Here is a 26,171-nt window from a genome sequence, read left to right on the forward strand (position 1 = left end):
TGCCGCAGTGCACCAAATACTCAACCTTCCTCGATATACGATGAAAACTTCGCTCCCCTTCACCAAAATGGCCAACGCAATCCGTGCGCTGGCAATGGACGCTGTGCAGAAGGCCAACTCCGGCCACCCAGGCATGCCAATGGGCATGGCTGAGATCGCCGTAGCACTGTGGAGCGGTCATCACCGCCACAACCCGACCAATCCAGCCTGGGTCAACCGCGACCGCTTCCTGCTGTCCAACGGCCACGGCTCGATGCTGCACTACGCGCTGCTGCACCTGTCGGGTTACGACCTGCCGATGGAAGAAATCAAGAACTTCCGCCAGCTGCATTCCAAGACCCCGGGCCACCCTGAAGTCGGCTACACCCCAGGCGTGGAAACCACCACCGGCCCGCTGGGCCAGGGCATCGCCAACGCAGTCGGCATGGCGCTGGCTGAGTGGCTGCTGGCTTCCGAATTCAACAAGCCCGGCTTCGAAGTTGTCGACCACCACACCTACGCCTTCCTGGGCGACGGCTGCCTGATGGAAGGCATCTCGCACGAGGTGTGCTCGCTGGCCGGCACCCTGGGCCTGAAAAAACTGATCGCCCTGTACGACGACAACGGCATCTCCATCGACGGCAAGGTCGAAGGCTGGTTCACCGACGACACGCCTAAGCGTTTCGAATCCTACGGCTGGAACGTGATCAAGAACGTGGACGGCCACGACGTCGCCGCGCTGTCCGCCGCCATCGAACAAGCCAAGAAATCCGACAAGCCAACCCTGGTTTGCTGCAAGACCGTCATCGGCAAGGGTTCGCCAAACCTGCAAGGCGGCGACAAGGTGCACGGTGCACCGCTGGGCGACAAGGAAATCGCCGCAGTGCGCGAGTACATCTCCTGGGGCGCCGAGCCGTTCGACATCCCTCACGATGTGAAGGAAGCATGGGACTTCAAGGAAGAAGGCGCGAAATTCGAAGCCAGCTGGAACGAGATGTTCGCCAAGTACTCGGCCCAGTACCCGACCGAAGCCGCTGAACTGACCCGCCGCATGAAGGGCGAACTGCCAGGCAACTTCCAGGCAACCCTGGATGCCGCCATCGCCGCCTGCATCGAGAAAAAAGAAACCATCGCCACCCGCAAGGCATCGCAGAACGCGATCCAGGCACTGGCACCGATCCTGCCTGAATTCCTGGGCGGCTCGGCCGACCTGACCGGCTCCAACCTGACCAACTGGAAGGAATGCATCGCCGTTCGTTCCGGCGTGCCGGGCAACCATATCAACTACGGCGTGCGCGAGTTCGGCATGTCCGCCATCATGAACGGCGTCGCCCTGCACGGCGGCTACATCCCGTTCGGCGCGACCTTCCTGACCTTCGCCGACTACAGCCGCAACGCACTGCGCATGGCCGCGCTGATGAAGCAGCGTGCCCTGTTCGTGTTCACCCACGATTCGATCGGCCTGGGCGAAGACGGCCCGACCCACCAGTCGGTGGAACACGTCTCCTCGCTGCGCCTGATCCCTAACCTGGACAACTGGCGTCCTGCCGACACCGTCGAATCGATGGTCGCATGGGGCGAGTCCGTGAAGCGTGCCGGCGGCCCGTCGACCCTGATCTTCTCGCGCCAGAACCTGCCGTTCATCGAGCGTTCGGCTGAAGTCCTGGCCAACGTCGCCAAAGGCGGCTACGTGCTGTCCGACGAAGCCGGCGCCAAGGCCATCATCATCGCCACCGGTTCCGAAGTGGAACTGGCCATGAAAGCCGCCGCCGAACTGAAGGCTGCCGGCACCCCGGTACGCGTGGTGTCCATGCCGTCGACCGACGTGTTCGATCGCCAGGACGCAGCCTACAAGGCATCCGTGCTGACCAAGGGCATGCCGCGCGTGGCGATTGAAGCAGGCGTCACCGCATTCTGGTACAAGTATGTTGGCCTGGAAGGCGCAGTGGTTGGTATCGACACCTTCGGCGAATCCGCACCGGCCGGTGTGCTGTTCAAGCACTTCGGCTTCACCGTCGACAATGTCGTGGCAAAAGTCAAAGCAGTCATCTAATTTCTATCATCAGGAGTAAACAGCATGACGATCAAAGTAGCAATTAACGGTTATGGCCGTATCGGCCGCAATGTCCTGCGCGCTTTCTACGAAGGCGGCAAAAAGCAGGACATCCAGATTGTGGCAATTAACGACCTGGGCAACGCCGAGTCGAACGCCCACCTGACCCGCTACGACACCGCCCACGGCAAGTTCCCTGGTACCGTCACGGTAGAAGGCGACAACATGATCGTGAACGGCGATTCGATCCGCGTGTTCGCACAGCGCAATCCTGCTGAAATTCCATGGGGCGAGCTGGGCGTGGACGTAGTGCTGGAGTGCACCGGCTTCTTCACCACCAAGGAAAAAGCATCGGCCCACCTGAAAGGCGGCGCCAAGAAAGTGATCATCTCCGCACCAGGCGGCAAGGACGTTGATGCGACCGTCGTGTACGGCGTGAACCACGGCGTGCTGAAAGCTTCGGACACCGTGATCTCGAACGCATCCTGCACCACCAACTGCCTGGCCCCGCTGGTCAAGCCGCTGAACGACGCCATCGGCCTGGAAACCGGCCTGATGACCACCGTGCACGCTTACACCAACGACCAGGTGCTGACCGACGTGATGCACGAAGACCTGCGCCGCGCCCGTTCCGCCACCCAGTCCATGATCCCGACCAAGACCGGCGCTGCTGCCGCTGTTGGCCTGGTGCTGCCGGAACTGAACGGCAAGCTGGACGGCTACGCCATCCGCGTTCCGACCATCAACGTATCGATCGTCGACCTGTCCTTCATCGCCAAACGCGACACCACGGTTGAAGAAATCAACAAGATCATGAAGGACGCATCGGAAGGCGCACTGAAAGGCGTGCTGACCTACCAGACCGAGCCGCTGGTTTCGGTGGACTTCAACCACAACCCGGCATCGTCGAACTTCGACGCCACCCTGACCAAAGTGTCGGGCAAGCTGGTCAAGGTATCGTCCTGGTACGACAACGAGTGGGGCTTCAGCAACCGCATGCTGGACACCACCGTGGCGCTGATGAGCGCCAAGTGATCCCAGGCTTCAGCTGCAAGAGGAAAGCGCCCATCCGGGCGCTTTTTTTTTGAAAGTCGGGGTCAGCTCCGGCAATCGGACATTTCGCGTAGCGAATGTCCGATTGCCGGAGCTGACCCCGACTTTCATCCTGCGATGCGGGCAAGGCGGCGGGCTTCTTCGCGGACGGCGTCGCGCAGCTCGTCCGGGCCTTCGATCGTGAAGTCGAAGTTGAACGAGGCCAGCATGCGTGCGAACCAGCTGTAGCTGGTGGTGGTGGTCTTCAGCCGCACGCCGCCTTCGACTTCGGCCAGCGGGCCGATATAGCGGCCCACTTCGCGTGCGGCGCAGGCCAGGTCGGTGTGCAGCAGCACCTGTACCGGCAAGGGGCGCGGCAAGGTCGCCATCGCATGCTGCAGTTGCGCGGCGGCGTCGAAGCTGTCCGGCTTGTCGAACACGGCGCCGGTTTCACTCACTTCTGCGATGCGGTCCAGGCGGAACGAGCGGATCGCCAGCCGCAGCCGGCACATCCCCACCACATACCAGCGCGTATGACTGAACACCAGGCCGTAGGGATCGAACTCACGTTGCATCGATTCCCCATCCTGCGGCGTATAGCGGAAGCGCACCCGGTGCTGGGTCTGCGCGGCCAGCGCCAGTGCCGTCAGCTCGCCGGTCAAAGCAGGGCGGGCGGTGCCCGAATAGGCCCAACGCTGTTCCGGCGTGTCGAGTACGGCGGTTTCGCGCAGCGCCTGCACGCTGCCTTGCAGCGCAGGCGGCATGACGCGCTCCAGCTTGGCCTGTGCGCTGGCTACCGAAGGTGCTGTGTCGGCCAGGCGCAGCGAACGCACCGCCATCAGGCCGAGCGCCACGGCAGACGCCTCATCGTTGGTGAACATCAGCGGCGGCAGTTTGAAGCCGGGCACCAGCATGTAGCCGCCGTAGCGCCCGCGCTCGGCCGTGATCGGGATGCCCAGCTCTTCCAGCATGGCGATATAGCGGCGCAGCGTGCGGCGGTCGATGCCGAGGCGCTCCGACATATCGGCGCCCGAAATCTGCCGCTGGCTCTGCAGCAGTTCGAGGATGGAGAGGGCTTTGATCGCTGGTTTTGACATGATCATGCAATCATTGCACGAAATCAGGGCGGATATTGTCCTATATCGATCAGACAATGCCTCATCCCCAACAAGAACAATGAGGCAAGCAAATGGAAACCATCCTGTACCACGGCGCACCGCAGGGCTGCGCATTCGGCGTAATCGTCGCCCTCGAATGGCTGTGCCGGCCTTACCGGCTGGTGCAGGTTGACCTGCCGGGCTTGCCGGTGCCGGTGATGCAGACGGGTAACAAACTGCTGAATGATTGCCGCGCCATCCTGCGCCATGTCGGCCAGCAACGGCGCTACCTGCTGGGCTACCGCGCCGGCTCGGCAGAGGCGCGCAAGCTCGAGACGCTGCTCGACTATCTGCACGAAGGCTTCGATGCCGGTCCCGCCCGCATGGCGCAGACCTGCGCCGCGTTGGACGAAGTGCTGGGCGGCCAGGAGTGGTTGGACGGCCAGAAGCGCACCGTCGCGGATGCCTGCCTGGTGGCCGTGGTGCGCTGGGCGCAACGGGAGGCGGGCCTGGACCTGGCGGCATACCCGCAGCTGCAGCGCCATGTGGCCGAGCTGTATGGCGACCCCGCTGTGTTTTTCGCCGACGCCATCGAAACCCAGCGTCCAGCGGTCAGCAGCGGCCGCTACCTGGGCAGCACCAGCCTCGACGAACTCCCGCTCGCAGCTTAAAAGTCGGGGTCAGCTCTGTTTGCCGGAGCTGACCCCGACTTTTATTTCAGAAGATACTGCTCCACAGCAGGCGCACGTTGGCGGCGTGGGTGGCGGCTTTTTCCATCGGGACGCGCGACTGGTCCTGGCCTTGCAGGCGTAGCTGGTGCTGCCATCTGCGCATGTCGCGATAGGCGTCGGCGACCAAAGCCGCCAACGCGGCATCGACCAGGCCCAGCTTTCCTGCCAGGTGCAGCAGGGCGATATTGCCGATGTTGCCGGTCAGCTCGCTGTACTGTGCGGCATGCTGCAGCACCAGGTATTGCACGATGAATTCGATATCGATCATGCCGCCTTCGTCTTGCTTGAGGTCGAACAGTTCGCTGCGGTTGGGACGGGCATCGCGCATCTTTTGGCGCATGGCCAGCACTTCCTGTTTCAGCGCGGCGGCGTCCGGCCGTTCCTTGCGCAGCACCTGGCAGCGGATTTGCTCGAAGCGTTGGCCGATGGCGGCATCGCCGGCGCAGAAGCGGGCGCGCGTCAGGGCCTGGTGTTCCCACAGCCATGCCGAGCTCTGCTGGTATTTTTCAAACGAGCCGACGCTGGATACCAGCATGCCGCTGGCGCCATCCGGCCGCAAGGCGGTGTCGATGTCGAACAGGATGCCGGCCGGGGTGTGCGATGTCATCCACGTGATGAAGCGCTGCGCCAGTTTGGCGTACAGGCCGGGCGCGTCCTGGTCTTCGTCGTCGAACAGGAAAATGACGTCGAGGTCGGAGACGTAGCCAAGTTCCTTGCCGCCCAGCTTGCCGTACGCGATGACGGCGAACTTCGGTACTTCCAGGTGGCGCTTGGCGACGGCCTGCCAGGCTGCTTTGACGACAGCGGCGACGATCACGTCGGCCAGCGCGCTCAGGTGGTCGGCCAGCTTTTCCACCGTGAGCGAGCCGGCCAGGTCTTGCGCCAGCAGGTGGAACAACTGGGCGTGGTGTACTTCGCGCAGGATGTCGAGCTGGCGTTCGGTGTCGCCGGGGGCGGTGGCCAGCTGGCGTTCCAGCTCGGCAGCCGCGGCGGCCGGGTCGAACACGGCGCTGAGAATGCGGTCGTCCAGCAGTTCGTCAAGCAGGATCGGGTGCTGGGTCAGGAATTTGGCGGCCCAGCCGCTGGCGTGCATCATGGTGATCACGCGCTCGAGCGTGTGCGGGTATTCGGTCAGCAGCGACAGGTAGGACGAGCGGCGCGAGATCGCTTCCAGGAAGTCGAGCAGGCGGCCCAGCGTGCCGAGCTTGCTGCCGGCGCTATTGCGTTCGGCGGCGCGGGCGATCTGGGGCAGGGCGGCATTGACCAGGGCTACCAGGCGCTGGCGGCTGGCGTCGGGCAGGCTGGCCAGCTTGGGCGCTTGCCAGGTGGCGATCAGGCGCTGCGCCGCCGCCGCTGGGTCTTCGTAGCCGAGGCTGGTGAAGCGCGCTTCGATGGCTTCGCGGTTGTCGGGATCGGCGCACTCGTTGCTGGTGGCGGGGTCGACGTCTTCGCTGCCATTGCCGCTCTTGTCGGCGAAGATGGCGTCGAATTGCTCTGCGACGTACTGGCGGTGGGCATCCATCCCGGCCAGCAGGGAAGAAATATCGGGCAGTCCCATCATCTGCGCTACGGCCAAGCGGTCGGCTTCGTTCGGCGGCAGGGTGTGGGTCTGGGCGTCGTCGATGTATTGCAGCCGGTGTTCCAGGTTGCGCAGGAAGGTGTAGGCCTCCATCAGGCGGGCTACGACGTCGGCGCCCAGCAAGCCTTTTTCCGGGAGCTGGCGCAGGGTGCCGCGGGTGGAGCGGCCGCGCAGCTCTGGATCGCGCCCGCCGCGGATGAGCTGGAAGACCTGGGCCAGGAATTCGATTTCGCGGATGCCGCCGCGGCCCAGCTTGACGTTGTGGCTGCGCTCCGGGTGCAGCCTTTCCTGGCGCGCCACTTCGGCGCGGATCTGGGCATGCATGGAGCGGATGGCGTCGATCACGCCGAAATCGAGGTAGCGGCGGAAACAGAACGGGCGCACGATGGCGTCCAGGGCCTTGATGTCTTCCGCGCGGCCGGTCACGGCGCGTGCCTTGACCCAGGCATAGCGTTCCCATTCGCGGCCTTGCACGATCAGGTAGTTCTCCACCATGCCCAGGCTGGCAGCCAGCGGGCCGGAGGCGCCGTTCGGGCGCAGCGCCATGTCGACACGGAAGGTAAAGCCGTCTTCCGTGATCTCCGAAATGGCGGCAATCAGTTGCTTGCCGAGGCGGACAAAGTACTCGTGGTTGGAGAGCTGGCGCTGGCCGGGGCCGGCCGCCGTGTCGCCGTCTTCCGGATAGACGAAGATCAGGTCGATGTCGGACGACACATTCAGTTCGCCGCCACCGCCTTTACCCATCGATAGCACGATCATCTGCTGCGCCACGCCCGATTCGGCACCGGTTGGCACCCCGTGGGCCGCGCGCAGGGCGGTGTCCAGCTCGGCCAGGTGGGTCTGGATCACGAAATCGGCCAGCCTGGTCATGGTGGTCACGACCTCATCGAGGTCGGCCTTGCCTTCCAGGTCGCGCCGGATCAGGGTGGCCAGCACCAGGTTGCGCAAGCGGCGCATGCCGCGCGCCAGCGGCAGCTCGCCCCGTTCGCTTGCCAAAACATCGGCAAAGTTCAGCGAGGCAAGCGATAATTGCGCCAAAGCATCTATTTTGGCCTGGCGGGATGGATCGGCAGCCAGCCAGCGCTGGTAAAAGCGGGAAGCGGAAACGAGTGCGGAAGTGCTCATTGACAGATGTTAGAGAGTGTAAAAAGCCTGCGAAACCGTGCCTATTGGAACATAGTTTAAGGGGGCGGTGCGGTAAAATGCTGTATTGATAAAGGCCTGGCTTGAGCGTATTGAAGGACAACCTGGTGGAGCAGATCGAGGCAGTCGAGGCCCCGCTCAAAGAGCGCTGGCATCGCCTGCAGGCGGCCTATCGCTTCTGGAACCTGGCCACCCATCATGTCCTGGGCTTCACCATCAAGCTGGTGCTGCTGCTGTATTTTGCCTTCACCATCCTGTTCCTGGCCCTGCGCTGGGTGATCCTGCCGAATATCGACCACTACAAAGGCGACATCGAACGCCTGGCCAGCCAGGCAGTTGGCAACCAGGTGGTCATCGACCGCGTCTACGCTTCCTGGAAGGGCCTGCGCCCGCAGCTGATTCTGGGCGACGTGGTGATGCGCGATGCGCGCGGCCAGCAGGCGCTGCACCTGCCCAGCGTGTCGGCCACCCTGTCGTGGTGGAGCGTGCCGGCCGGCGGGCTGCGCTTCGAGTCGCTGGAATTCCACCGTCCTGAAGTGGACGTGCGGCGCGAGGCCGATGGCAAGCTGTATGCCGCCGGCATCTACCTGGACCTGGAAAAGAAGGGCGACGGCAGGAGCGCCGACTGGCTGCTGTCGCAACGCGAAGTGGTGGTGCGCGATGGCCGCATCACCTGGACCGATATGCAGCGCGGCAGCGCGCCGCTGAAGCTTGACAATGTCACCGCCCTGATGCTGAACAAGTGGCGCCGCCACCAGTTCGCCTTCAAGGCCACCCCGCCTGCCGCCATGGCTGCGCCGCTTGATGTACGCGCCGATTTCAGCCACCAGCCGTTTTCCCGGATTTCCAACCTCAAGCTGTGGAAGGGCGAGATGTATGTCGAACTGCGGCGCGCCGACCTGGCGGGCTGGAGGCCTTACCTGCCGGGCAAGCTCGATGTACAGTCCGCCAGCGGCGGCGTGCGCGCCTGGCTCAGCATCGATAATGCGCGCCCGGCCGCCATTACCGCCGACGTAGCGCTGGACAATGTGGTGGCGACGCTGGGCAACGATTTGCCGCAGCTGGACGTGGCGGCCCTGCGCGGCCGTGTGACAGCAGCCGAAGAGCACGCCGCCACCCTGGTGCCCACACCGGGCACGCCCCCCGCCATCACGCGTACGCTGGAACTGAAGGATGTCACGCTGCGTACGCGCGACGGCGTTGAGCTGGCGCCGACCACCGCTTCGGCGCGCCATGTGGCGGCCACCAACCAGCCGACCTGGACCGAAGTAAAGGCTGCCGCGCTGGACCTGAAGATCCTGTCCGAACTGGCCACCCGCCTGCCGCTGCCGCAGGTGCAGCGCGACCTGCTGGCGGAAGCTGCGCCGCGCGGCCGCGTAACTAACCTGGTGGCTGAATGGCGTGGTCCGCTGTCGGCAGCCAGGGATTACAAGCTGAAGGGCGATCTCGATGCGCTGGGCATGGAGGCGCTGGCTGCGCGTCCCGCCGTGGCGCGTTCGGCCAAGGCGTGGCCGATGCCGGCGCTGCCCAATATTCCCGGCTTCGAGAAATTGAGCGGCCATGTGGAAGCTGGTGAACAGGGCGGCAGCGTAGCGCTCGATGCACCCGGCTTCACGCTGGCGATGCCGGCCTGGTTCGACGACGAGCCATTGGCATTCGAGCAGTTCAGGCTGAACGGCAGTTGGTCGCTGGCCGATGCCAGGCAAGTGGCGGTCAAGCTGGAACAGCTGGACCTGGTGCAAGAAGGCATGAAGCTCAAGCTGGCCGGCAGCCACACGCTGCCGCGCGGCCCCGGCGCCAAGGGCCTGGGCTTGTCGGACTTCAGCGGCAGCATCGACGACTTCAGCATCAGCCGCATCGGCCGCTACCTGCCGAAGCAGACGCCGGAACATACGCGCCATTGGCTGGTGGGTGCGCTGGAAGACGGCATGCTGACGGAAACCTCGCTGCGCCTGCGCGGCGACCTGGCGCACTTCCCGTTCAAGGAGGGCTCGCCAGACAAGGCCAAGGGCGAGTTCCGCGTGGCCGGCCGCATCGTGGATGGGCGCCTCAATTACACGCCGGGATATTTCGCCAAGGATGGCAAGACACCGGTGTGGCCGCTGGCGGAAAAGATCCGCGGCACGATCGTGTTCGACCGCGCGCGCATGGAAATCAAGGCGGAGACCGCGCGCACCCTGGGCGTGGCGCTGAGCAATGTGAAAGCGGTGATTCCGGACCTGGGCACCCATGACAGCATGCTGGACATCGACGGCACGGCCGCCGGCGCAATGCAGGACTTCCTCAAGTACGTGACGGCCAGCCCGGTGCTGGAGTGGATCGGCCATTTCACGGAGGACACCACGGCGACCGGCAATGCCAGGCTGGCGCTCAACCTGCACCTGCCGCTGTCGCATATCATCGACGCCAAGGTGCAGGGTAGCCTGCAGCTGCAAGGCAACGACGTGCTGTTGTGGCATGACATGCCGACTGTGGCAGGGACCACCGGCAAGATCGAATTCAATGAAAAGGGCGTCAACCTGAACAACCTGGCCGGCAACTTGCTGGGCGGCCCGCTGTCGGTGACGGGCGGCAGCCAGAAAGATGGCGGCATCCAGGTACGTTTGAGCGGCACGGCGACGGTCGATGGGCTGCGCAAGCAATACCCGGTGGCTGCCGTTCAGCGCCTGGCCAATCACCTCGGCGGCGGCACCAGGTTCACCGGCCTGATCACGGCCAAGGACCACAAATACGAAGTGGCGCTTGATTCGAGCCTGCAGGGCGCGAGCCTGGATTTCCCGGTGCCGCTGAAGAAAGCCGCTGCCGACAGCATGCAGCTGCACTTCCAGCTGAATGGCGGCAGTGCCAACGAGCAGGGTGTGGCGCGCGATGAAATCCGTGTTGCGCTGGGCGCCTCCTACGCTGCGCGCTACCACCGCCAGCGCGTCAACAAAGGTCCGTGGAAGCTGGTCAACGGCGGCATCGGCGTCAATGTGCCGGCCCCGGAACCGGACAGCGGCATGATGATCCATGCCAGCCTGAAGTCGCTCAATGTCGATGACTGGATCGACCTGGCGAGCGAAATCGCCGGCAAGGAAGAGCGCGACGCGCCAGGCAAACCTGCCGAGCAAGGCGCGGCTGAAGGCGGCGATATCTCGCAATATGTGGTGCCGGAGACCATGGCGGCCCGTGCTGTCGAACTGATCGTCGGCGAACGCAAGCTGGACAACGTGGTGGTGGGAACCACGCACAGCAAGGGCGTCTGGCAAGCCAGTATCGATTCGCAGCAGGCGGTGGGCTATGTCACGTGGAATGAATCGCCGACCGGCAAGGGCGTGGGCAAGGTCACTGCGCGCCTGTCGTCGCTGACCATCCCGGAATCGCAGGCGGCATCGGTCAAGGACCTGCTGGAAAGTTCGACCAATGCGCCGACCATCCCGGCGCTGGATATCGAGGTGCAGCGCCTGGAATGGTTCAACCGGCCGCTGGGCCAGCTGGAACTGCATGCGTACAACGCGCTGATCACCTCCGCGCGCGAATGGCGCATCAGCAAGTTGTCGCTGGTCAATGCCGACGGCGAATTGAATGGCACGGGTCGCTGGCAAACCAAGGACGGCCAACACAATACGGCGCTGAACTTCAATATGGACATCCATGATGCCGGCAAGCTGCTGGATCGCTTCGGTTTCAAGGATACCCTGCGCAACGGCAAGGGCAAGCTGAGCGGCGATATCGCCTGGAAGGGCTTGCCTTATCATATGGACTTGCCAAGCCTGTCGGGCACGCTGGCGCTGAACGTGGAGAAGGGCCAGTTCCTGAAGCAGGATCCGGGCGCGGCCAAGCTGCTCGGCGTGCTGAGCCTGCAGGCCTTGCCGCGCCTGCTCAAGCTCGACTTCAACGACGTCTTCTCGGAAGGCTTGCAGTTCGATGGCATCACCGCCAACGCCAGCATCAACCACGGCATCGTGAAGACGGATAACCTGAAGATGCACGGTGTGCAGGCCACGGTGCTGATGGACGGCACGGCCGATATTGCCAATGAATTGACCAACCTGCGCGTGGTAGTCATCCCGCAGGTCAACCTGGGTACCGCGCCGCTGGTGTATGCGCTGGCGGTCAACCCGGTGATTGGCCTCGGCAGCTACCTGGCGCAGCTGTTCCTGAGCGCGCCGGTGATGAAGGCGCTGACTTACCAGATGCAGGTGACCGGGCCATGGAAGGCGCCGGTCATTACCAAGATCGAAAACCCAAAGGAGCCAACGCCATGACCAAAGTCGCCGCGATCCAGATGGTGTCCACCCCTGTCGTGGAAGAGAATATCGCTACTGCCAGCCGTCTGATCGGCGAAGCTGCCGCGCAGGGGGCGAAGCTGGTGCTGCTGCCCGAATACTGGGCCATCATGGGGATGCACGATAGCGACAAGGTCGGCAAGGCGGAAGCGCTGGGACAGGGACCGATCCAGGATTTCATGTCGGCCATGGCGCGCGAGCACGGCATCTGGCTGCTGGGCGGCACGCTGCCGCTGGCTTCCGACGATCCCGCACGTGTCGTCAATACCACGCTGGTCTACGATCCGCAGGGCAAGCATGCTGGCCGTTACGACAAGATCCACCTGTTCGGTTTCACCAAGGGCACGGAATCGTATGACGAAGCGCGCACCATCGTGCCTGGCAAGACGGTTGGCACGGTTGAGACAGCGCTCGGCAAGGTCGGCATGTCGGTCTGCTACGACTTGCGTTTCCCCGAACTGTACCGTGCCATGGGCCCGCTCGACCTGATCGTGGTGCCGGCAGCCTTTACCTACACCACCGGCAAGGCGCACTGGGAAATCCTGCTGCGCGCACGAGCCATTGAAAACCAGTGCTATGTGCTGGCCGCGGCGCAGGGCGGCAGCCACGTCAACGGCCGCCGTACCTGGGGCCATTCGATGCTGATCGACCCGTGGGGCGAGGTCAAGGCCGTGCTGGCGGAAGGCGAGGGCGTTGTCAGCGGCGAACTGGACCCGGCCTTCGTGCATGGCGTTCGTGAGAGCTTGCCAGCACTGAAACACCGAATCCTCTAAAATCCGGCTTAAGTACCATTCAAAACAAGATTCCGATATGAAACCATTCGACCCCAATATGTCCGCCATGGCCGCAGCGAAAGACATCCTGCTGACGCCATTTGGCCTGGATGAAGGCAAACTGCTGAAAGCACTGGGCAGCATGTTCACCCATAAGGTCGACTACGCCGACCTGTACTTCCAGTTCACCAAGAACGAGGGCTGGAGCCTGGAAGAAGGCATCGTCAAGACCGGTTCGTTCTCGATCGACCAGGGCGTCGGCGTGCGCGCCGTGTCGGGCGACAAGACCGCCTTCTCCTATTCCGATGAGATTTCCGAGTCGGCACTGCTGGATGCTGCCGCTGCCACGCGCACCATTGCGCGCGCCGGCGCCGGCAAGATCAAGGTGGCCGGCAAGATGACGCCGGTCGGCGGCCGTTCGCTGTACATGCCGCATGACCCGCTGGTGTCGCTCGACGCCGCGTCCAAGGTCAAGCTGCTGGAGCGCGTCGAGAAGATGGCGCGTGCCAAGGATCCGCGTGTGGTGCAGGTGATGGCCGGCCTGGCCGGCGAATACGATGTGGTGCTGGTGGTGCGCAGCGATGGCGTACTGGCAGCCGATATCCGCCCGCTGGTGCGCGTGTCGGTGACCGTGATCGTGGAGCAGAACGGCCGCCGCGAAGTCGGCTCTTCCGGCGGCGGCGGTCGCTATGAATACGGCTACTTCACCGATGCGCTGCTGGACCAGTACGCGACCGACGCGGTGAAGTCGGCACTGGTGAACCTGGACGCGCGCCCGGCGCCTGCCGGCCCGATGACCGTGGTGCTGGGCCCTGGCTGGCCGGGCATCCTGCTGCACGAAGCGATCGGCCACGGCCTGGAGGGGGATTTCAACCGCAAGGGTTCTTCCACCTTCTCCGGCCGCATCGGCGAGCGCGTGGCCGCCAAGGGCGTTACCGTGGTCGATGACGGCACGCTGGCCAACCGCCGCGGCTCGTTGAACATCGATGACGAGGGCAACCCGACCCAGTGCACCACGCTGATCGAAGACGGCGTGCTGAAGGGCTATATCCAGGACACCATGAATGCGCGCCTGATGAAGATGAACGTCACCGGCAACGCACGCCGCGAATCGTTCGCCCACCTGCCGATGCCGCGCATGACCAACACCTATATGCTGGGCGGCGACAAGGATCCGGAGGAGATCCTGGCTTCGGTGAAGAACGGCATCTACGCGGTCAACTTCGGCGGCGGCCAGGTCGACATCACCAACGGCAAGTTCGTGTTCTCGGCCTCCGAGGCGTACATGATCGAAAACGGCAAGGTGAGCTATCCGGTCAAAGGCGCCACCCTGATCGGCAATGGCCCTGACGTCATGAACCGCATCACCATGATCGGCAACGATATGAAGCTCGATCCGGGTGTCGGAGTGTGCGGCAAGGAAGGGCAAAGCGTGCCGGTCGGCGTCGGCCAGCCGACGCTACGGCTGGACGGCGTGACAGTCGGCGGCACCGCCTAAAACAAGGGCAACACAAAGACCGGGTAAAATACCCGGTTTTTTTTGCCTGGGACGGATATCACATGAACAATTCGAACAACAAACCCTTCGTGATTGGCGTCGCAGGCGGCAGCGGCAGCGGCAAATCGACCGTCACGCGCGAAGTATTGAAATCCTTCGGCTCCGAGGTAGTCTCGGTGGTCCTGCAGGACGACTACTACCTGGACCAGACCCATATGTCGCCCGAAGACCGGCGCAAGGTCAACTACGACCACCCGGAAGCGTTCGACTGGCCGCTGATGGTGGAGCACGTACGCCGCCTGCGCGAGGGCGAATCGATCGAAATGCCGGTGTACGACTTTTCCATCGATAACCGCACTACCCAGACCATCACCGTTAAACCGGCGCCCGTGATCGTGATCGAAGGACTGTTCGCGCTGTATGACGCCGACCTGCGCAAGCAGATGTCCCTGAAAATCTTTGTCGACACCGCTGCCGACGTGCGCTTTATCCGCCGCCTGCAGCGCGATATCGCAGAGCGCGGCCGCAGCACGGAGAGCGTGATCAACCAATACATGGAAACCGTGCGCCCGATGTACAAGCAGTTCATCGAACCGACCAAGCGCCACGCCCACGTGATTCTTCCTCATGGTGCCAACGGGCCGGCGGTGGACATCATCACCACCAAGGTGGCGAGCCTGATCAAAGGCGAGTAAACAAAAAAAACCGCGCCCCGAAGGGCGCGGTTGTCTGGCACCAGGTGCCGTGCTACTTAGAACTTGTAGCGCATGCCGATGTTGAAGTAACGGCCCAGTGCGCCGCTGTAGTCCAGCGGGTTGTAGCTTTGCGCGCCGTAGGTCAGCGGATCCAGCGGAGCTTTCTTGTCGAACAGGTTGTTGATCGAACCGAACAGCTCAGCCTTGTCGCTCAGGCGATAACGGCCCACCAGGTCGAACGTGGTGAAGGACGAGATCTTGCAACCGGATGGTGCATCGTTGCCGTTAGCGAAGTGCGAGGCGCAACCATCAGGGTCATCCTTGAAGTTGATGTTGTCCAGCTTGTCGCGGTAGTTCATGTTCAGCGACAGGCGCAGAGCATCACGCTCCCAGGTGGCGCCCAGGTTCACGCGGTTGTCAGGCGTGCCCATGCAGTTGGTGGCATCGCAGTTACCGTGGGTACCAGCGAAGTCACGCTTGCTGCCATCCTTCTCCGTGCGTTCCATCTTGATCAGATGGGTCCATTTGGCGTCGATGGTCAGGGTGCCATTGCCGTCGCCCAGCGCGAAGGACTTGCGTGCATCCAGGTCGACACCGCGAACGATGGTCGAAGCCGAGTTCACGTAGTTGGCCAGCACGGCAGTGATCGCACCTGGGTCGCCAGGAATGTTGGTAGCGGTCGATGGGTCACGTGCAACGTGGCCAGCAGCGATTGCTGCATCGGTCTGCTCCTGGTTGATCTCGTTGGTACGTTTGATCTGCCACAGGTCGACCGCCAGGCTGGTACGTGGCATTGGATCCCATACCATGCCCACCGAGTAGCTCTTCGAACGTTCCGGCGACAGGGCTGGATTCGGGCTGGTGATGATAGCGATCGAAGCAGGGTTACATGCCGATGCTACGCCCAGGGCGCAACGTACCGGGTCGGTTGCGGTGGAGAACGCTGCCAGGCCGCCTTTGCCGTTTTCTGCTGCGCTTGGGGCGCGGAAACCACGCTCCAGGTTGGCGCGCAGTGCGAAGTTGCCGGTCGGAGTCCATTTCAGGCCCAGCTTCGGCGTGTAGGAATTGCCGACGTCAGAGAAATGGTCCCAGCGAATTGCGGTTTGCGCTTCCAGGGTCTTCAGCAGCGGAATCGCCATTTCAGCGTATACCGCGCTTTCGTTACGCTTGCCGTCATAGGCCGAGTAACCCAGGCCGATGATGTTGCCGGTGTCGGTGCCTTCGGTTGGCTGCAGGCGGGTCTCGGAGCGGCGGTATTCTGCACCGAATGCCAGGCCGACCGAACCGGCTTCCCACTTGGCGATTTCACGCGAAGCCTTGAAGTCGATTTGCGAGATGCTGGTTGCTGCATCGTTGGAAATGTTCGGCGACAGGGCGGCGTACAGCGCGCCCGAGTTGAGGCCGGCGTTCTCGCCGATGCGCCAGAAGCTGCCAGCTGGCAGGGCTGCGTAGCGGGCGTTTTTCATGGCGGCAGCGACGTTGGCTGCGCTCGGGTTCAGCAGGGCGAAGGTCACGTCGCGTTGCAGGTAGCCGCTACGCTCGTTGCTGACTTTGGTTGCCGAGTACAGGTAGGCAGTGTCGATATCCCAGCCGGCTGCCGTACCCTTGACGCCGATCAAGGCGCGGTAGAAGTTGGAGTCGACGTTGCTGACGCGTGGGCCGACGTCCGCAGCCAGGTAACGCAGGCGTGCGGCGCTGCCGAAGTAAGGGTTGTCAGGGTGGGCCGCGCCCAGGGCCACGGCGGCGTTGCTGACCGGGCCGCCTGGATAGCCAACGCTGCCCGAAATACCGGACGGGGTGCCGCTGGCGACCGACTCACTGCGGTAGGCGTTGCCTTCAAAATAGGCTTGCCAATCCTGGCTCAGGTTGATGGTGGCGCGGGTGAACAGGTTGGCAGTCTTTTGACGTGGCTGGATCTGGCCGTATTCCTGTGCGGCATCGGTCAGGCAGCCGCCCAGTGGGTCACCTTGCGGGTGGCTGGTCAGCTTGCTGCAGTCGGCGCCGGCGAAGGTGCGGGTGAAACCGGTGCCAGCAGCCATGTTGCCGCGGCTGTAGTAGTCCAGGGTTGCCGGGTTACGGACGTTACCGACGATGGAGCTGCCGGCCAGGTTGTTGTCGACGATGGCGCCAGTGCCACCCAGCGATTCCTGGGCGCTGAAGCCGAAGTCGCGCAGGTCGCTCTTGCCAACGGCGCCGCGGTCGCTGCGGTCACGGTTCCATACTTCGCGCTTGAGGCCGAATTCGGCGTTGAACAGCACGTTGTAACGGTCGGTGTCCAGGTCACCGAAACCGGTGGTCAGGGCCAGGCGGGTATCGCCGCCGTCACGCTCTTGCGACAGGCCTTGGCTGGCGCGCACGGTGGTGCCTTTGAATTCCTTGCGCAGGATGATGTTGACCACGCCGGCAATCGCGTCCGAGCCGTACAGGGCGGAGGCGCCGCCTTTCAGCACTTCAACGCGCTCGACCGCTTCGGCCGGGATCACGTTCAGGTCGGAGAACACTTTCTGGCCGTCGTCAGCCAGGCCGTACGGTGCCATGCGGCGGCCGTTCAGCAGTACCAGGGTGGAAGCAGCGCCCAGGCCGCGCAGGGAGATGCCCGATGCGCCGGAGGCGAAGCCGCTACCGAAGGAAGTCGGGACCGAACCCTGGTTGTCGACTGCCAGGGTTTGCAGCAGTTCGGCGACGGTGGTCTTGCCGGACTTTTCAATGTCCGCACGCGACAGCACCTGAATCGGGTTCGAGGACTCGGCTTCGGCACGGCGGATGTGCGAGCCGGTGATTTCGACGCGCTGGATCGGCGCGGGAGCCTGCTGGGCTTGGGCGGCCACAGAAGACAGCAGCAGCGGCGCAGCCAGGTAAGGCAGGCAGCGGCGCAGATTCACAACCAGTTTCTTTTGTTGCATTGGACAGTCTCCAAAAGGGGGGAATAACTCTTTTGCAAGAGATCTATCTTTTATAATATTTTTTTATTGACAAGGGAATAGGGCGTTACAAAAAATCTCCCCTGAAAATAACTTTCAAATACGAAGTTTCGCTGACGCAAAATAGGCTAAGTGCTGCGATTTCGCGCCCAAATGGAGCGAAACTGCCTGTGTATACGACTTTTAGGCCAATTTCTTCGATTCTTTTGGCTTTCCCGTGCAACGGCGAATATGTAACGATGGGTTCGCGTAAAAACAACAGAATTGCCAGCAGAAAGCAAAACAAGCCAACCAATGAACTGAACCCCAATTGTTGGATGCCAACAATTGGGGTTTGGTCAGGAAGCGAATATTTATTTTCCTTACGTATAACTACGCAGCTATTTAGAAGCTGTAGCTGGCACGCAGGTAAATTGCGCGGCCGATCGGGTCGGAGTAGCGCGGGTCATAGCCTTTCTGGAACACCGTGCCCTGGTTGGTGAATGGCGGATCCTTGTCCAGCAGGTTCTTCACGCCGCCGGTCAGCGTTACGCCTTTCCAGCCGGTGTAGGTCGCGGACAGGTTCCACAACTGGTAGGAATCCACCTTGTTGAAGAATTCCGGCGCCACGAAGTTCTGGTCGACGTAACCTGATTTGAAGTTCTGCGACAGGGTCGTGCTCCAGTTCCCGTCACGCCAGGTCAGCGAGGCATTGTGGCGCCAGCGCATGATCGGGCCATTGTCGCCGTACGTGCCGACGTTCTGGATGAACGCGCCGTCACGCTCGTTCTGGTACTTGTAGCTGTGGACCCAGGTGCCATCCAGGGTAAAGGTGAAGCTGCCGTACTCGGTGCGGCCCGAGTTGACCGTTGCGCTCAGGTCGATACCATCGGTCTTCACGCGGCCCAGGTTTTCGTTCAGGTCCAGGATCGCGAACGGCGAGCCATCCGGGTTGCGCAGGAAGCGCGCCTGGTATTTCGCGTAGTCGCCGTAGATTGCTTGCTCCGGCAGCGCGCCAATCTTGTCCTTCAGGCGGATATTCCAGTAGTCCAGCGCGATGGTGGTGTTGCGCACCGGCTCGAAGACTGCGCCGAAGGAGAAGGTCTTGGATTTTTCCGGCGTCAGCGCAGTATTGCCGCCTTGCAACTTGAACTGTTGCAGGTCACAATCGCGCAGCGGATTGGCGCCAGGCTGTGGCACGCCGCCCGGGCACAGGATCGGATCGTCATAAGTGTTGCTGGTGTCGTTCTTCGACTGCGGTGCGTTTTTCTCAAACAAGGTCGGGGCGCGGAAGCCGGTGCTGGCCGAGCCGCGCAGCAGCAGTTGCGGGGTTGGCTGGTAGCGAACACCCAGTTTCGGGTTGGTGGTGCTGCCCGCGTCACTGTAATGGTCGTAGCGTACGGCGGCCTGGATGTCGAGGTCCTTGATCAGCGGCACGCTCAATTCGCCATACACCGCTTTCACATTGCGCGAACCGGTCTTGGACTGCGACCCGGACAGGCCGGAGCTGGATGCCTGGCCGGCGATATCCCGGTTGACGTTGAAGTCAGCGTCTTCCTTACGGTATTCGGCGCCCAGCGCGACTGCCATGGCGCCGCCAGCCAGTTGCATCACGTCGCGCGAGCCCTTGATGTCAAAGGTGGTGGCCTTGTTCTTGGCATCCTGCACCTTGCCGCGCAGCGCTACGCTGGCCAGGTAGGCGCGGCCGGCTTCATTCTGCATGCCGAAGGGATTCAGGATGCCGTTCAGCACGCCAGCGGCAAAGCCGGCGTCCTGCACATAGCCGCCCGTGAAGTTTTCCTCGGACTTGCTGACCGAGTGGTTGAGGCCTGCCTTGTAGTCCCAACCGGCCGCTATACCTTCCAGTGCAGCCACCAGGCGGTCGCCTTCGCCCTTGGAGTTGATTTGGCGCTGGCCGGCTTCTGTTGGGCGCCAGTTGACCGACAGCGGCTGGCCCGACAGGTTAGGCTGGGCCGGCACGCCGCCCGCGTTACCCGGATAGTAAGGGCTGGTGATGGGCAAGACCAGGCCAGTCTGCGGCGGCGGTGCCGTGCGCGACATTACCTTGTTGCGCGAGTGCAGGTATTCCAGGCTGGCCGTGGTGTCGGCATTGAGTTTGAAGGCGGCCTTGCCGAAGAAGACCAGGCGGTCCTGCTTCGGCAGGTCGTCGATCTGGCGCGTATAGTCCTGGCGGCAGGTGCCGTTGGATGGCCGCGGGATCGAGAACGGCGGCAGGCAGCCGCTGGCAAAGCCGGGGTTGCCCGTCGCTTCGGTGACCGGATCGAAATAGTTGCCAGGGAAGGTTGTGCCGGAAGTGCCGTCAGCCACGGTCATGCCGCGCTCGGGGATCACGGCGGTCTTGGAAAAGTCGCGCTGCTGCGACGTCAGGACATCCTGCTTTTGCCAGTCCAGCACGCCCATCAGGTTCCAACCGTCGCTGTCGAGGTTGCCAACGCCGCTGACGATATTGGCGCGGCGCTCCTTGCCGCCTTTTTCGCGCGGCAGCATGGTTTCCGCCGCGACAGTGGTGCCGGTCACGGAACGCTTGGTAATGAAGTTGATCACGCCGCCGATGGCATCGGTACCGTAGATGGCGGAAGCGCCGTCGCGCAGGACCTCAACCCGCTCCAGCGCTGCCACCGGGATGATGTTCAGGTCAACACTGGCGCCGTCATACGGGTGGTTGGCGATGCGGCGGCCGTTCAGCAGCACCAGGGTCTTGTCGCCGCCAAGGCCGCGCAGGTCGGCCACCGCCTGGCCGCCGGTCGGCAGGCCGCTGGCGTTGCCGCCCACGACGTTGCCGGCGCCCATGCTGGTCTGGTTGGACGGGATCCGGTCCAGCACTTCCTGGGCGGTGGTCAGGCCCTGCTTGGTAAATTCTTCGGCCTTGAAAACGGAAAGCGGCTGGGACGTTTCCGATACCAGTCGTTTGATGGAGGATCCGGTCACTTCGACCCGGATCATTTTTTCTTCGGGAGCCTGTTGCTGCGCCATGGCCGGCAAGACTGCCAATGCACCGAATGCTGACAACAGGGAATAAATGATCGATTTAGCCTTGATTGTAGCCAACGTACTTCTCCTCAAATAGATGGGATGTCGGGTCCGATGGAAGTGCCGGGCGTTAGGCACCTGCAAAGGTTGAAGGAATTCTATTTGAGATCTGATAACAAACGTCCAAAACTTCCGTCCGGAACTATTCACTGTTGCGCCTGCGCGTCTACTTCACTCGTGCAAGTTTCTGTCGAATATTGATACATTGCGCCCTGAATCGATTTAATAATATCAAGAAAAACAATAAGTTATTAATTTGGTATTAAAATTGCTACAATGCAGGGTTCATACGAAAAAGGAGTGGTTCATGAAGTACTTGGCTGGACTGGTTTTGACGGCAAGCTGCCTGTGTGTTGCCAATGCCGCGCACGCAATCGTCGCAAGCGCCACCAGCGACGCCGTCGCGCTGGCAAGCGCAGTCTCGGCCGGTGCATCGGGTTTGACGGTCAACGCAGCTGCCCTGAGCGGCCATGCCACTTCCAGCGGCACCTTCAGCAATGCCAGCGGCACTTACGGCATCGGCAGCGGCATCATGCTGTCGACCGGCGATGTGCGCGACTACGCGGACGGACCAAACCAAAAAGATACCAAGACCACCCAGTACGGGGTGCTGGGCACGGCAGCCCAGCACGCGATCCTGTCCCAAATCGGTGGCAACGACAATTATTTCGATGTCACCCAGCTCGATATCAATTTCACGACCGGCACCGGCAGCGTGTTTTTCCAGACCGTGTTCGGCTCGGAAGAATTCCCGGACTTCGTCGGCAAATTCGTCGATGGCTTCGGCTTGCTGATCGATGGCGTGAATATCGCTTTCGTTGGCGGTTTGCCGGTCAATATTGACCATCCATCGGTGCAGCAGTTTGATGGAACCGAACTGAACGGCATCCTCTGCCCGGATACGGCGACCAGCTGCAAGCCAGTGCAGAATTTTGCGTTGAGCGGCCTGAGCACGGACCGCAGCCATACCCTGACCTTCATCATCGGCGACCGCGGCGATGACCGGCTGGACACCACGGTCTACATCAGTGCCTTGAGCGGCACGCGTCCGGTCGATGTGCCGGAGCCTGGTGCACTGGGCCTGGCGGGTGCGGGACTACTGGCTTTGCTGGCGGCGCGGCGCCGCCGCAAGGCCTGAACGCCTCGCTTGCATTAGGCGATAACTGTTGTTATAGTGGATCGAAATCCACGGAACTCGACCCATGCAGCTGCACTTCTTTACCGGCTTTTTTTACTTTAGCAATTCCAACCCAAAGGCGGTGGAGTAGCGGCCGGTTCACGTAGCAGCAAAACGAGATCCCAGCAGATACCAAGACAAACCGCCAGCAATGGCGGTTTTTTTTTACCCGATTTTATTTAAGCCTCAGGAGAAACCATCATGCAACGTACCGACGACCTGCGTATTCGTGAAATGAAGGAGCTGACGCCACCGTCGCACCTGATTCGCGAATTTCCCTGCACGGAAGCGGCATCCAACACGGCTTCCGAAGCGCGCGTCGCGCTGCACCGCATCCTGCACGGCCAGGACGACCGCCTGATGGTGGTGGTCGGCCCATGCTCGATCCACGACCCGAAAGCGGCGCTGGAATATGCGCGGCGCCTGGCGCCGGTACGCGAACGCCTGAAGGGCGACCTGGAGATCGTGATGCGCGTCTACTTCGAAAAGCCGCGCACCACCGTGGGCTGGAAGGGCATGATCAACGATCCGTACATGGACAACAGCTTCCGCATCAACGACGGCCTGCGCATGGCGCGCGAACTGCTGCGCTCCATCAATGAGATGGGCCTGCCGGCCGGTACCGAATTCCTGGACGTCATCAGCCCGCAATACATTGCCGACCTGATCTCTTGGGGCGCAATCGGCGCCCGCACCACCGAATCGCAGGTGCACCGCGAACTGGCCTCCGGCCTGTCCTGCCCGGTGGGCTTCAAGAACGGCACCGACGGCAACACCAAGATCGCAGTGGAAGCGATCAAGGCGGCCTCGCAGCCGCACCACTTCCTGTCGGTCACCAAGGGCGGCCACTCTGCCATCGTGTCGACCAACGGCAATGAAGATTGCCACATCATCCTGCGCGGCGGCAAGACGCCGAACTATGATGCGGCCAGCGTGGAAGAAGCCTGCAAGGCGATCTCCGGCTACGGCCTGGCGGCGCGCCTGATGATCGATGCATCGCATGCCAACTCGTCGAAGAAGCCGGAAAACCAGGTGCCGGTGTGCGCCGATATCGCGCAGCAGGTGGCCGGCGGCGATACCCGCATCGTCGGCGTGATGGTTGAGTCGCACTTGGTGGCAGGCCGCCAGGACCTGGTGCAGGGCAAGGAACTGACCTACGGCCAGTCGATCACCGACGGCTGCATCGACTGGGACACCAGCGTACAGGTGCTGGAGAACCTGGCTGCCGCCGTGCGCCAGCGCCGCCTGCAGGGCGAGTAAGAACCGGCAGGTAATAAAAAACCCCGGCTGCGCAGTGCACAGCCGGGGTTTTTTTACTCAAGCTACTTCAGCAATCAGTACTTGTACTGTGCGCCAAGGTAGTAGGTGCGGCCGAGGGCGCTGGCGTAGCGTGGGTCGTAACCCAACTGGTGCGAACCGGTGTTACGCAGCGACAACGGTGGATCGCGGTCGGTCAGGTTCTTCACGCCGAAGGTCAGCTCCAGGCCTTTCATGGCGCGGAAGGTGGTCTGCCAGTCGAAGGTGGTGTAGCTTGGCACGTCCAGCTGCACGTCCACGCACTCCGCTGCTGCGTCGTTGGTGTTGACCGCGCAGTTTTCCGCGTCGTGGTGCTTGTCCTTGTAGCCATTGCGGAAGTTGCCCACCAGGTTGTGGGTGAAACGACCGATGTCGTAGGTCAGGCTGGTGGCGATCACGTTGCGGAACTGCACAGTGTTATCCGAACCGTACACGTTCAGGCTCGATTCCCACGAGTCGTTGGTGCCTGGCGTGGTGTACTTCGAGTGGTAGATGTAGGTACCGGCCAGGCGCGCGGTCAGCTTGCCTTCCCAAACCTTTTCGCGGAACTGGAAATCGTAGTCCACGCCCTTGTTTTCCTGACGGCCGATGTTGATCGGCAGCAGTTTGATGGCCAGCTTGTCCAGGCCGGTGGAAGCCTTGTGCTTCACCGTGTACAGGTCGATGTACTTGCCTGGATTGTTGGCGATCAGGTCTTCGCTGACGCTGGTCACCGCATCGCGGATCTCAACCGACCACAGGTCCATCTTGGCGCTGAAGTTCGAGGTTGGCTCGAACACGGCACCCAGGGTCCACTGACGTGATTTCTCTGGCTTCAGGCCGGAGTTACCGCCCTGGAACACTTCCAGCTGGCCGCGGGTATCGCAGTACTGCGCCAGTGGGTGGTTCTGCAGGCCGTTGGCTGCGCTCAGCGGGCAGTTGTAGGTGCCGCCGGTCACGCCGAAGTCAGCCAGTGGCTGGCCGATCTGGGTCATGGAAGCAACTTTGAAGCCGGTGCCGTAAGCGCCACGGAACACCATGGACTTGCTTGGCTGCCAGCGGGTGCTGACCTTGAAGGTGCCGGCCGACTGGTTGCTGCCGACGTCGCCGCCATTGAGGTCGTCGCTCAGCTTGGTCACGCGGTCATAGCGCGCCGAGGTGGTGACGGACCATTCCTTGGTAATCGGGGTTTCCAGTTCGCCGAACACGCCGCCGCTCTTGCGCGAGAAAGCGTATTCCGGCTGGTCGTCGTCGAACAGGATTTCCGAATGGGCCACGGCCTGGTTGGCGCGTTGCGAGAACTTGGTCTTGCGGATGTCGGCGCCCACACCCAGCATGGCCGGGCCGGCTGGCAGCGAGAAGACTTCGCGCGAGCCGCGCATATCCCAGCCGTACACCTTGATGTCGGTGGTGTTGTAGTTGCCGACGTATTGGGTGGAGCGCAGCACGTCTTGCATGCCCTGCGGCATTTCGCCCAGTGCGTACGGGAATGGATCCAGCTTGCCGGCGGCGATCGCGGCATCGAACTTGTCGGCCAGAGGGAAGCCGCCCAGGTAGTTCTGTGGCTGCTTGTTGCGCGAGTAGATCACGGCCGAATTGATATCCCAGCCTGCGGCCTGGCCTTCGACGCCAGCGACGATGTTGGACGCTTTGCTTTCGTAGTCATAAGCACGGCCGCCCAGGTCTTGCAGGCGGTACTTGACGGTCGCCGAGGTCATGCCGCTCAACTGTTCAGGAGTCAGGTAAGGCTGGACGTACTTGGTGAACAGCGGGCTGCCCTGTGCCAGCGAGAATTCAGCCGGATAAGGAGCGATGGTCGCGTAGATATGCGACTTGTTGAACGACACGTCGGAGAACGCCTTCCAGCCGGTGTTGCCCAGTTTCAGGCTGCCGGACGCCCAGAAGCCGTCGCGTTTGATTTCAGGAGAGATTTCCACCGAGGAGGTGTAGTCGAAGTAGCACTGGCCGTCGCCCAGGTCAACGTGGGCGGCTGGGCACTTGCCGTTGAGTTTCAGGTATGGGTTGACCGAAACCGACTGCTTGTCGCCGGCGCCGTCAAGGTAGCCAACGGTGACGTTTGGCGGAATCGAGCGGGAAGAGCCGTTGAAGAACTGCAGCGGCTTGCCAGTCTTGGGATCGTTGAAGTTGATAATGCCGGTCTTGGCGAATTCGCGCTGGGAAGCCTTCAGGCGGTCTGAATTCTGGTGGCTATACGACATGAACAGGCTGTAGCCGTCAGCTTCGTAGTCGCCGAAGCCTTTCGAAATCGACACGGTACGGTCGGTGCCGCCCGGGTGCTGCGGCTTGCTGTACTTGGCGTCGACGGTCAGCGGAGCTGCGCCCTTTTTCATGATGAAGTTCACCACGCCGGCGATCGCGTCGGCGCCGTACAGTGCGGATGCACCGTCGCTCAGCACTTCGATACGTTCAACGGCCGCCAGCGGGATGGTGCTGATATCGATGGTGGTGCCGGAGTTCGCAGGAGCGATACGACGGCCATTGACCAGGACCAGGGTGTAGGTTTCGCCAACGCCGTGGATGGAAGCAGTGGTCAGGCCGCCGCCGCCGCCGCCAACCGAGTCGGACGAGGCGGTGAAGCCTTGCATCACAGGCAGTTGCTGGATGAAGTCGGTGACCGAAGTCACGCCGGTGCGCTGGATGTCCTTCTGGTTGAATGTCTGAACCGGCAGCGATGCCTCAGCAGCGATGCGCTTGATCGAGGAGCCGGTGATTTCCACGCGTTGGATTGGCTGTTCAGCTGCTTCTTGTGCGAATGCAGCGTGCATGCCAAGCGCCAGGCCACCGGCGCAGATCACGCGGATCGAGCGCGACAGAATGGTTTCCTTCAACATATCTTTGATACTCCCAAGAATTACAAACTGTTTAAGGCCGTTACTGGCCCTTTAATTTTTGTTTGACG

General features: G+C 62.3%; 14 protein-coding genes. 9 read left to right on the forward strand and 5 right to left on the reverse strand.

The genetic code is table 11. The features are described from left to right. The first annotated feature begins 40 nt into the window (after positions 1-40). Together tkt and gap are read left to right on the forward strand one after the other, a co-directional pair. Entirely contained in the window at positions 41-2,032 is a 1,992-nt protein-coding gene (gene tkt / locus ASD07_RS17590) for a transketolase (RefSeq protein WP_055933171.1), read from the forward strand. A gap of 24 nt (positions 2,033-2,056) precedes the next feature. Next, positions 2,057-3,067 carry a type I glyceraldehyde-3-phosphate dehydrogenase gene (gap, locus tag ASD07_RS17595; RefSeq protein WP_055933174.1) on the forward strand — a complete coding sequence of 337 codons (1,011 nt, stop codon included), beginning with the start codon at positions 2,057-2,059 and terminating at the stop codon, positions 3,065-3,067. 125 nt (positions 3,068-3,192) lie between these two features. On the opposite strand, the gene ASD07_RS17600 is transcribed toward gap, so the two are convergent. Beyond that, positions 3,193-4,161 carry a YafY family protein gene (locus tag ASD07_RS17600; protein ID WP_055933561.1) on the reverse strand — a complete coding sequence of 323 codons (969 nt, stop codon included), beginning with the start codon at positions 4,159-4,161 and terminating at the stop codon, positions 3,193-3,195. 92 nt (positions 4,162-4,253) lie between these two features. Here ASD07_RS17600 and ASD07_RS17605 point away from each other — a divergent pair, with 92 nt between their 5' ends. Then, positions 4,254-4,832, forward strand: a complete 579-nt coding sequence (locus tag ASD07_RS17605) for a glutathione S-transferase family protein (RefSeq protein ID WP_055933177.1) — start codon at positions 4,254-4,256, stop codon at positions 4,830-4,832. 46 nt (positions 4,833-4,878) lie between these two features. Here ASD07_RS17605 and glnE read toward each other — a convergent pair whose 3' ends face one another. Continuing rightward, entirely contained in the window at positions 4,879-7,596 is a 2,718-nt protein-coding gene (gene glnE, locus ASD07_RS17610) for a bifunctional [glutamate--ammonia ligase]-adenylyl-L-tyrosine phosphorylase/[glutamate--ammonia-ligase] adenylyltransferase (protein WP_055933180.1), read from the reverse strand. Positions 7,597-7,697: 101 nt separating this feature from the next. On the opposite strand from glnE, the gene ASD07_RS17615 reads away from it, so the two are divergent. From ASD07_RS17615 to udk, 4 genes are all read left to right on the forward strand, one after another. Continuing rightward, a complete protein-coding gene (locus tag ASD07_RS17615) occupies positions 7,698-11,861 on the forward strand; it encodes a YhdP family protein (RefSeq protein WP_307144622.1) in 4,164 nt (1,387 codons plus the stop codon). Next, complete coding sequence (locus ASD07_RS17620; RefSeq protein ID WP_082507393.1) at positions 11,858-12,655, forward strand: carbon-nitrogen hydrolase family protein; 798 nt, start codon at positions 11,858-11,860, stop codon at positions 12,653-12,655. The genes ASD07_RS17615 and ASD07_RS17620 overlap by 4 nt, the downstream gene beginning before the upstream one ends. Positions 12,656-12,692: 37 nt before the next feature. Beyond that, complete coding sequence (gene tldD, locus ASD07_RS17625; protein WP_055933186.1) at positions 12,693-14,153, forward strand: metalloprotease TldD; 1,461 nt, start codon at positions 12,693-12,695, stop codon at positions 14,151-14,153. A 62-nt stretch (positions 14,154-14,215) separates the two neighbouring features. Further along, positions 14,216-14,848 carry a uridine kinase gene (udk, locus tag ASD07_RS17630; protein ID WP_055933189.1) on the forward strand — a complete coding sequence of 211 codons (633 nt, stop codon included), beginning with the start codon at positions 14,216-14,218 and terminating at the stop codon, positions 14,846-14,848. Positions 14,849-14,904: 56 nt separating this feature from the next. On the opposite strand, the gene ASD07_RS17635 is transcribed toward udk, so the two are convergent. Both ASD07_RS17635 and ASD07_RS17640 read right to left on the reverse strand, forming a co-directional pair. Beyond that, positions 14,905-17,751, reverse strand: coding sequence for a TonB-dependent receptor (locus tag ASD07_RS17635; RefSeq protein ID WP_055933193.1), 2,847 nt, complete (start codon positions 17,749-17,751; stop codon positions 14,905-14,907). 402 nt (positions 17,752-18,153) lie between these two features. After that, the gene (locus ASD07_RS17640; RefSeq protein ID WP_229207185.1) at positions 18,154-20,817 is read right to left on the reverse strand and encodes a TonB-dependent receptor; all 2,664 of its coding nucleotides are present in this window, start codon (positions 20,815-20,817) and stop codon (positions 18,154-18,156) included. Between the two features lie 289 nt (positions 20,818-21,106). On the opposite strand from ASD07_RS17640, the gene ASD07_RS17645 reads away from it, so the two are divergent. Next, positions 21,107-21,937 (forward strand): choice-of-anchor L family PEP-CTERM protein, encoded by an 831-nt coding sequence (locus ASD07_RS17645; protein WP_055933196.1) that lies wholly within the window; start codon positions 21,107-21,109, stop codon positions 21,935-21,937. Positions 21,938-22,177: 240 nt separating this feature from the next. Further along, positions 22,178-23,236 carry a 3-deoxy-7-phosphoheptulonate synthase AroG gene (aroG, locus tag ASD07_RS17650; protein WP_055933199.1) on the forward strand — a complete coding sequence of 353 codons (1,059 nt, stop codon included), beginning with the start codon at positions 22,178-22,180 and terminating at the stop codon, positions 23,234-23,236. A gap of 74 nt (positions 23,237-23,310) precedes the next feature. On the opposite strand, the gene ASD07_RS17655 is transcribed toward aroG, so the two are convergent. After that, on the reverse strand, positions 23,311-26,103 hold the full coding sequence (locus tag ASD07_RS17655) for a TonB-dependent siderophore receptor (protein WP_055933202.1): 2,793 nt from the start codon (positions 26,101-26,103) through the stop codon (positions 23,311-23,313). Positions 26,104-26,171 lie beyond the last annotated feature (68 nt).

Origin of the sequence: Duganella sp. Root336D2 (assembly GCF_001425005.1) — a bacterium.
In the GTDB taxonomy this organism is placed as follows: Bacteria; Pseudomonadota; Gammaproteobacteria; order Burkholderiales; family Burkholderiaceae_D; genus Rugamonas.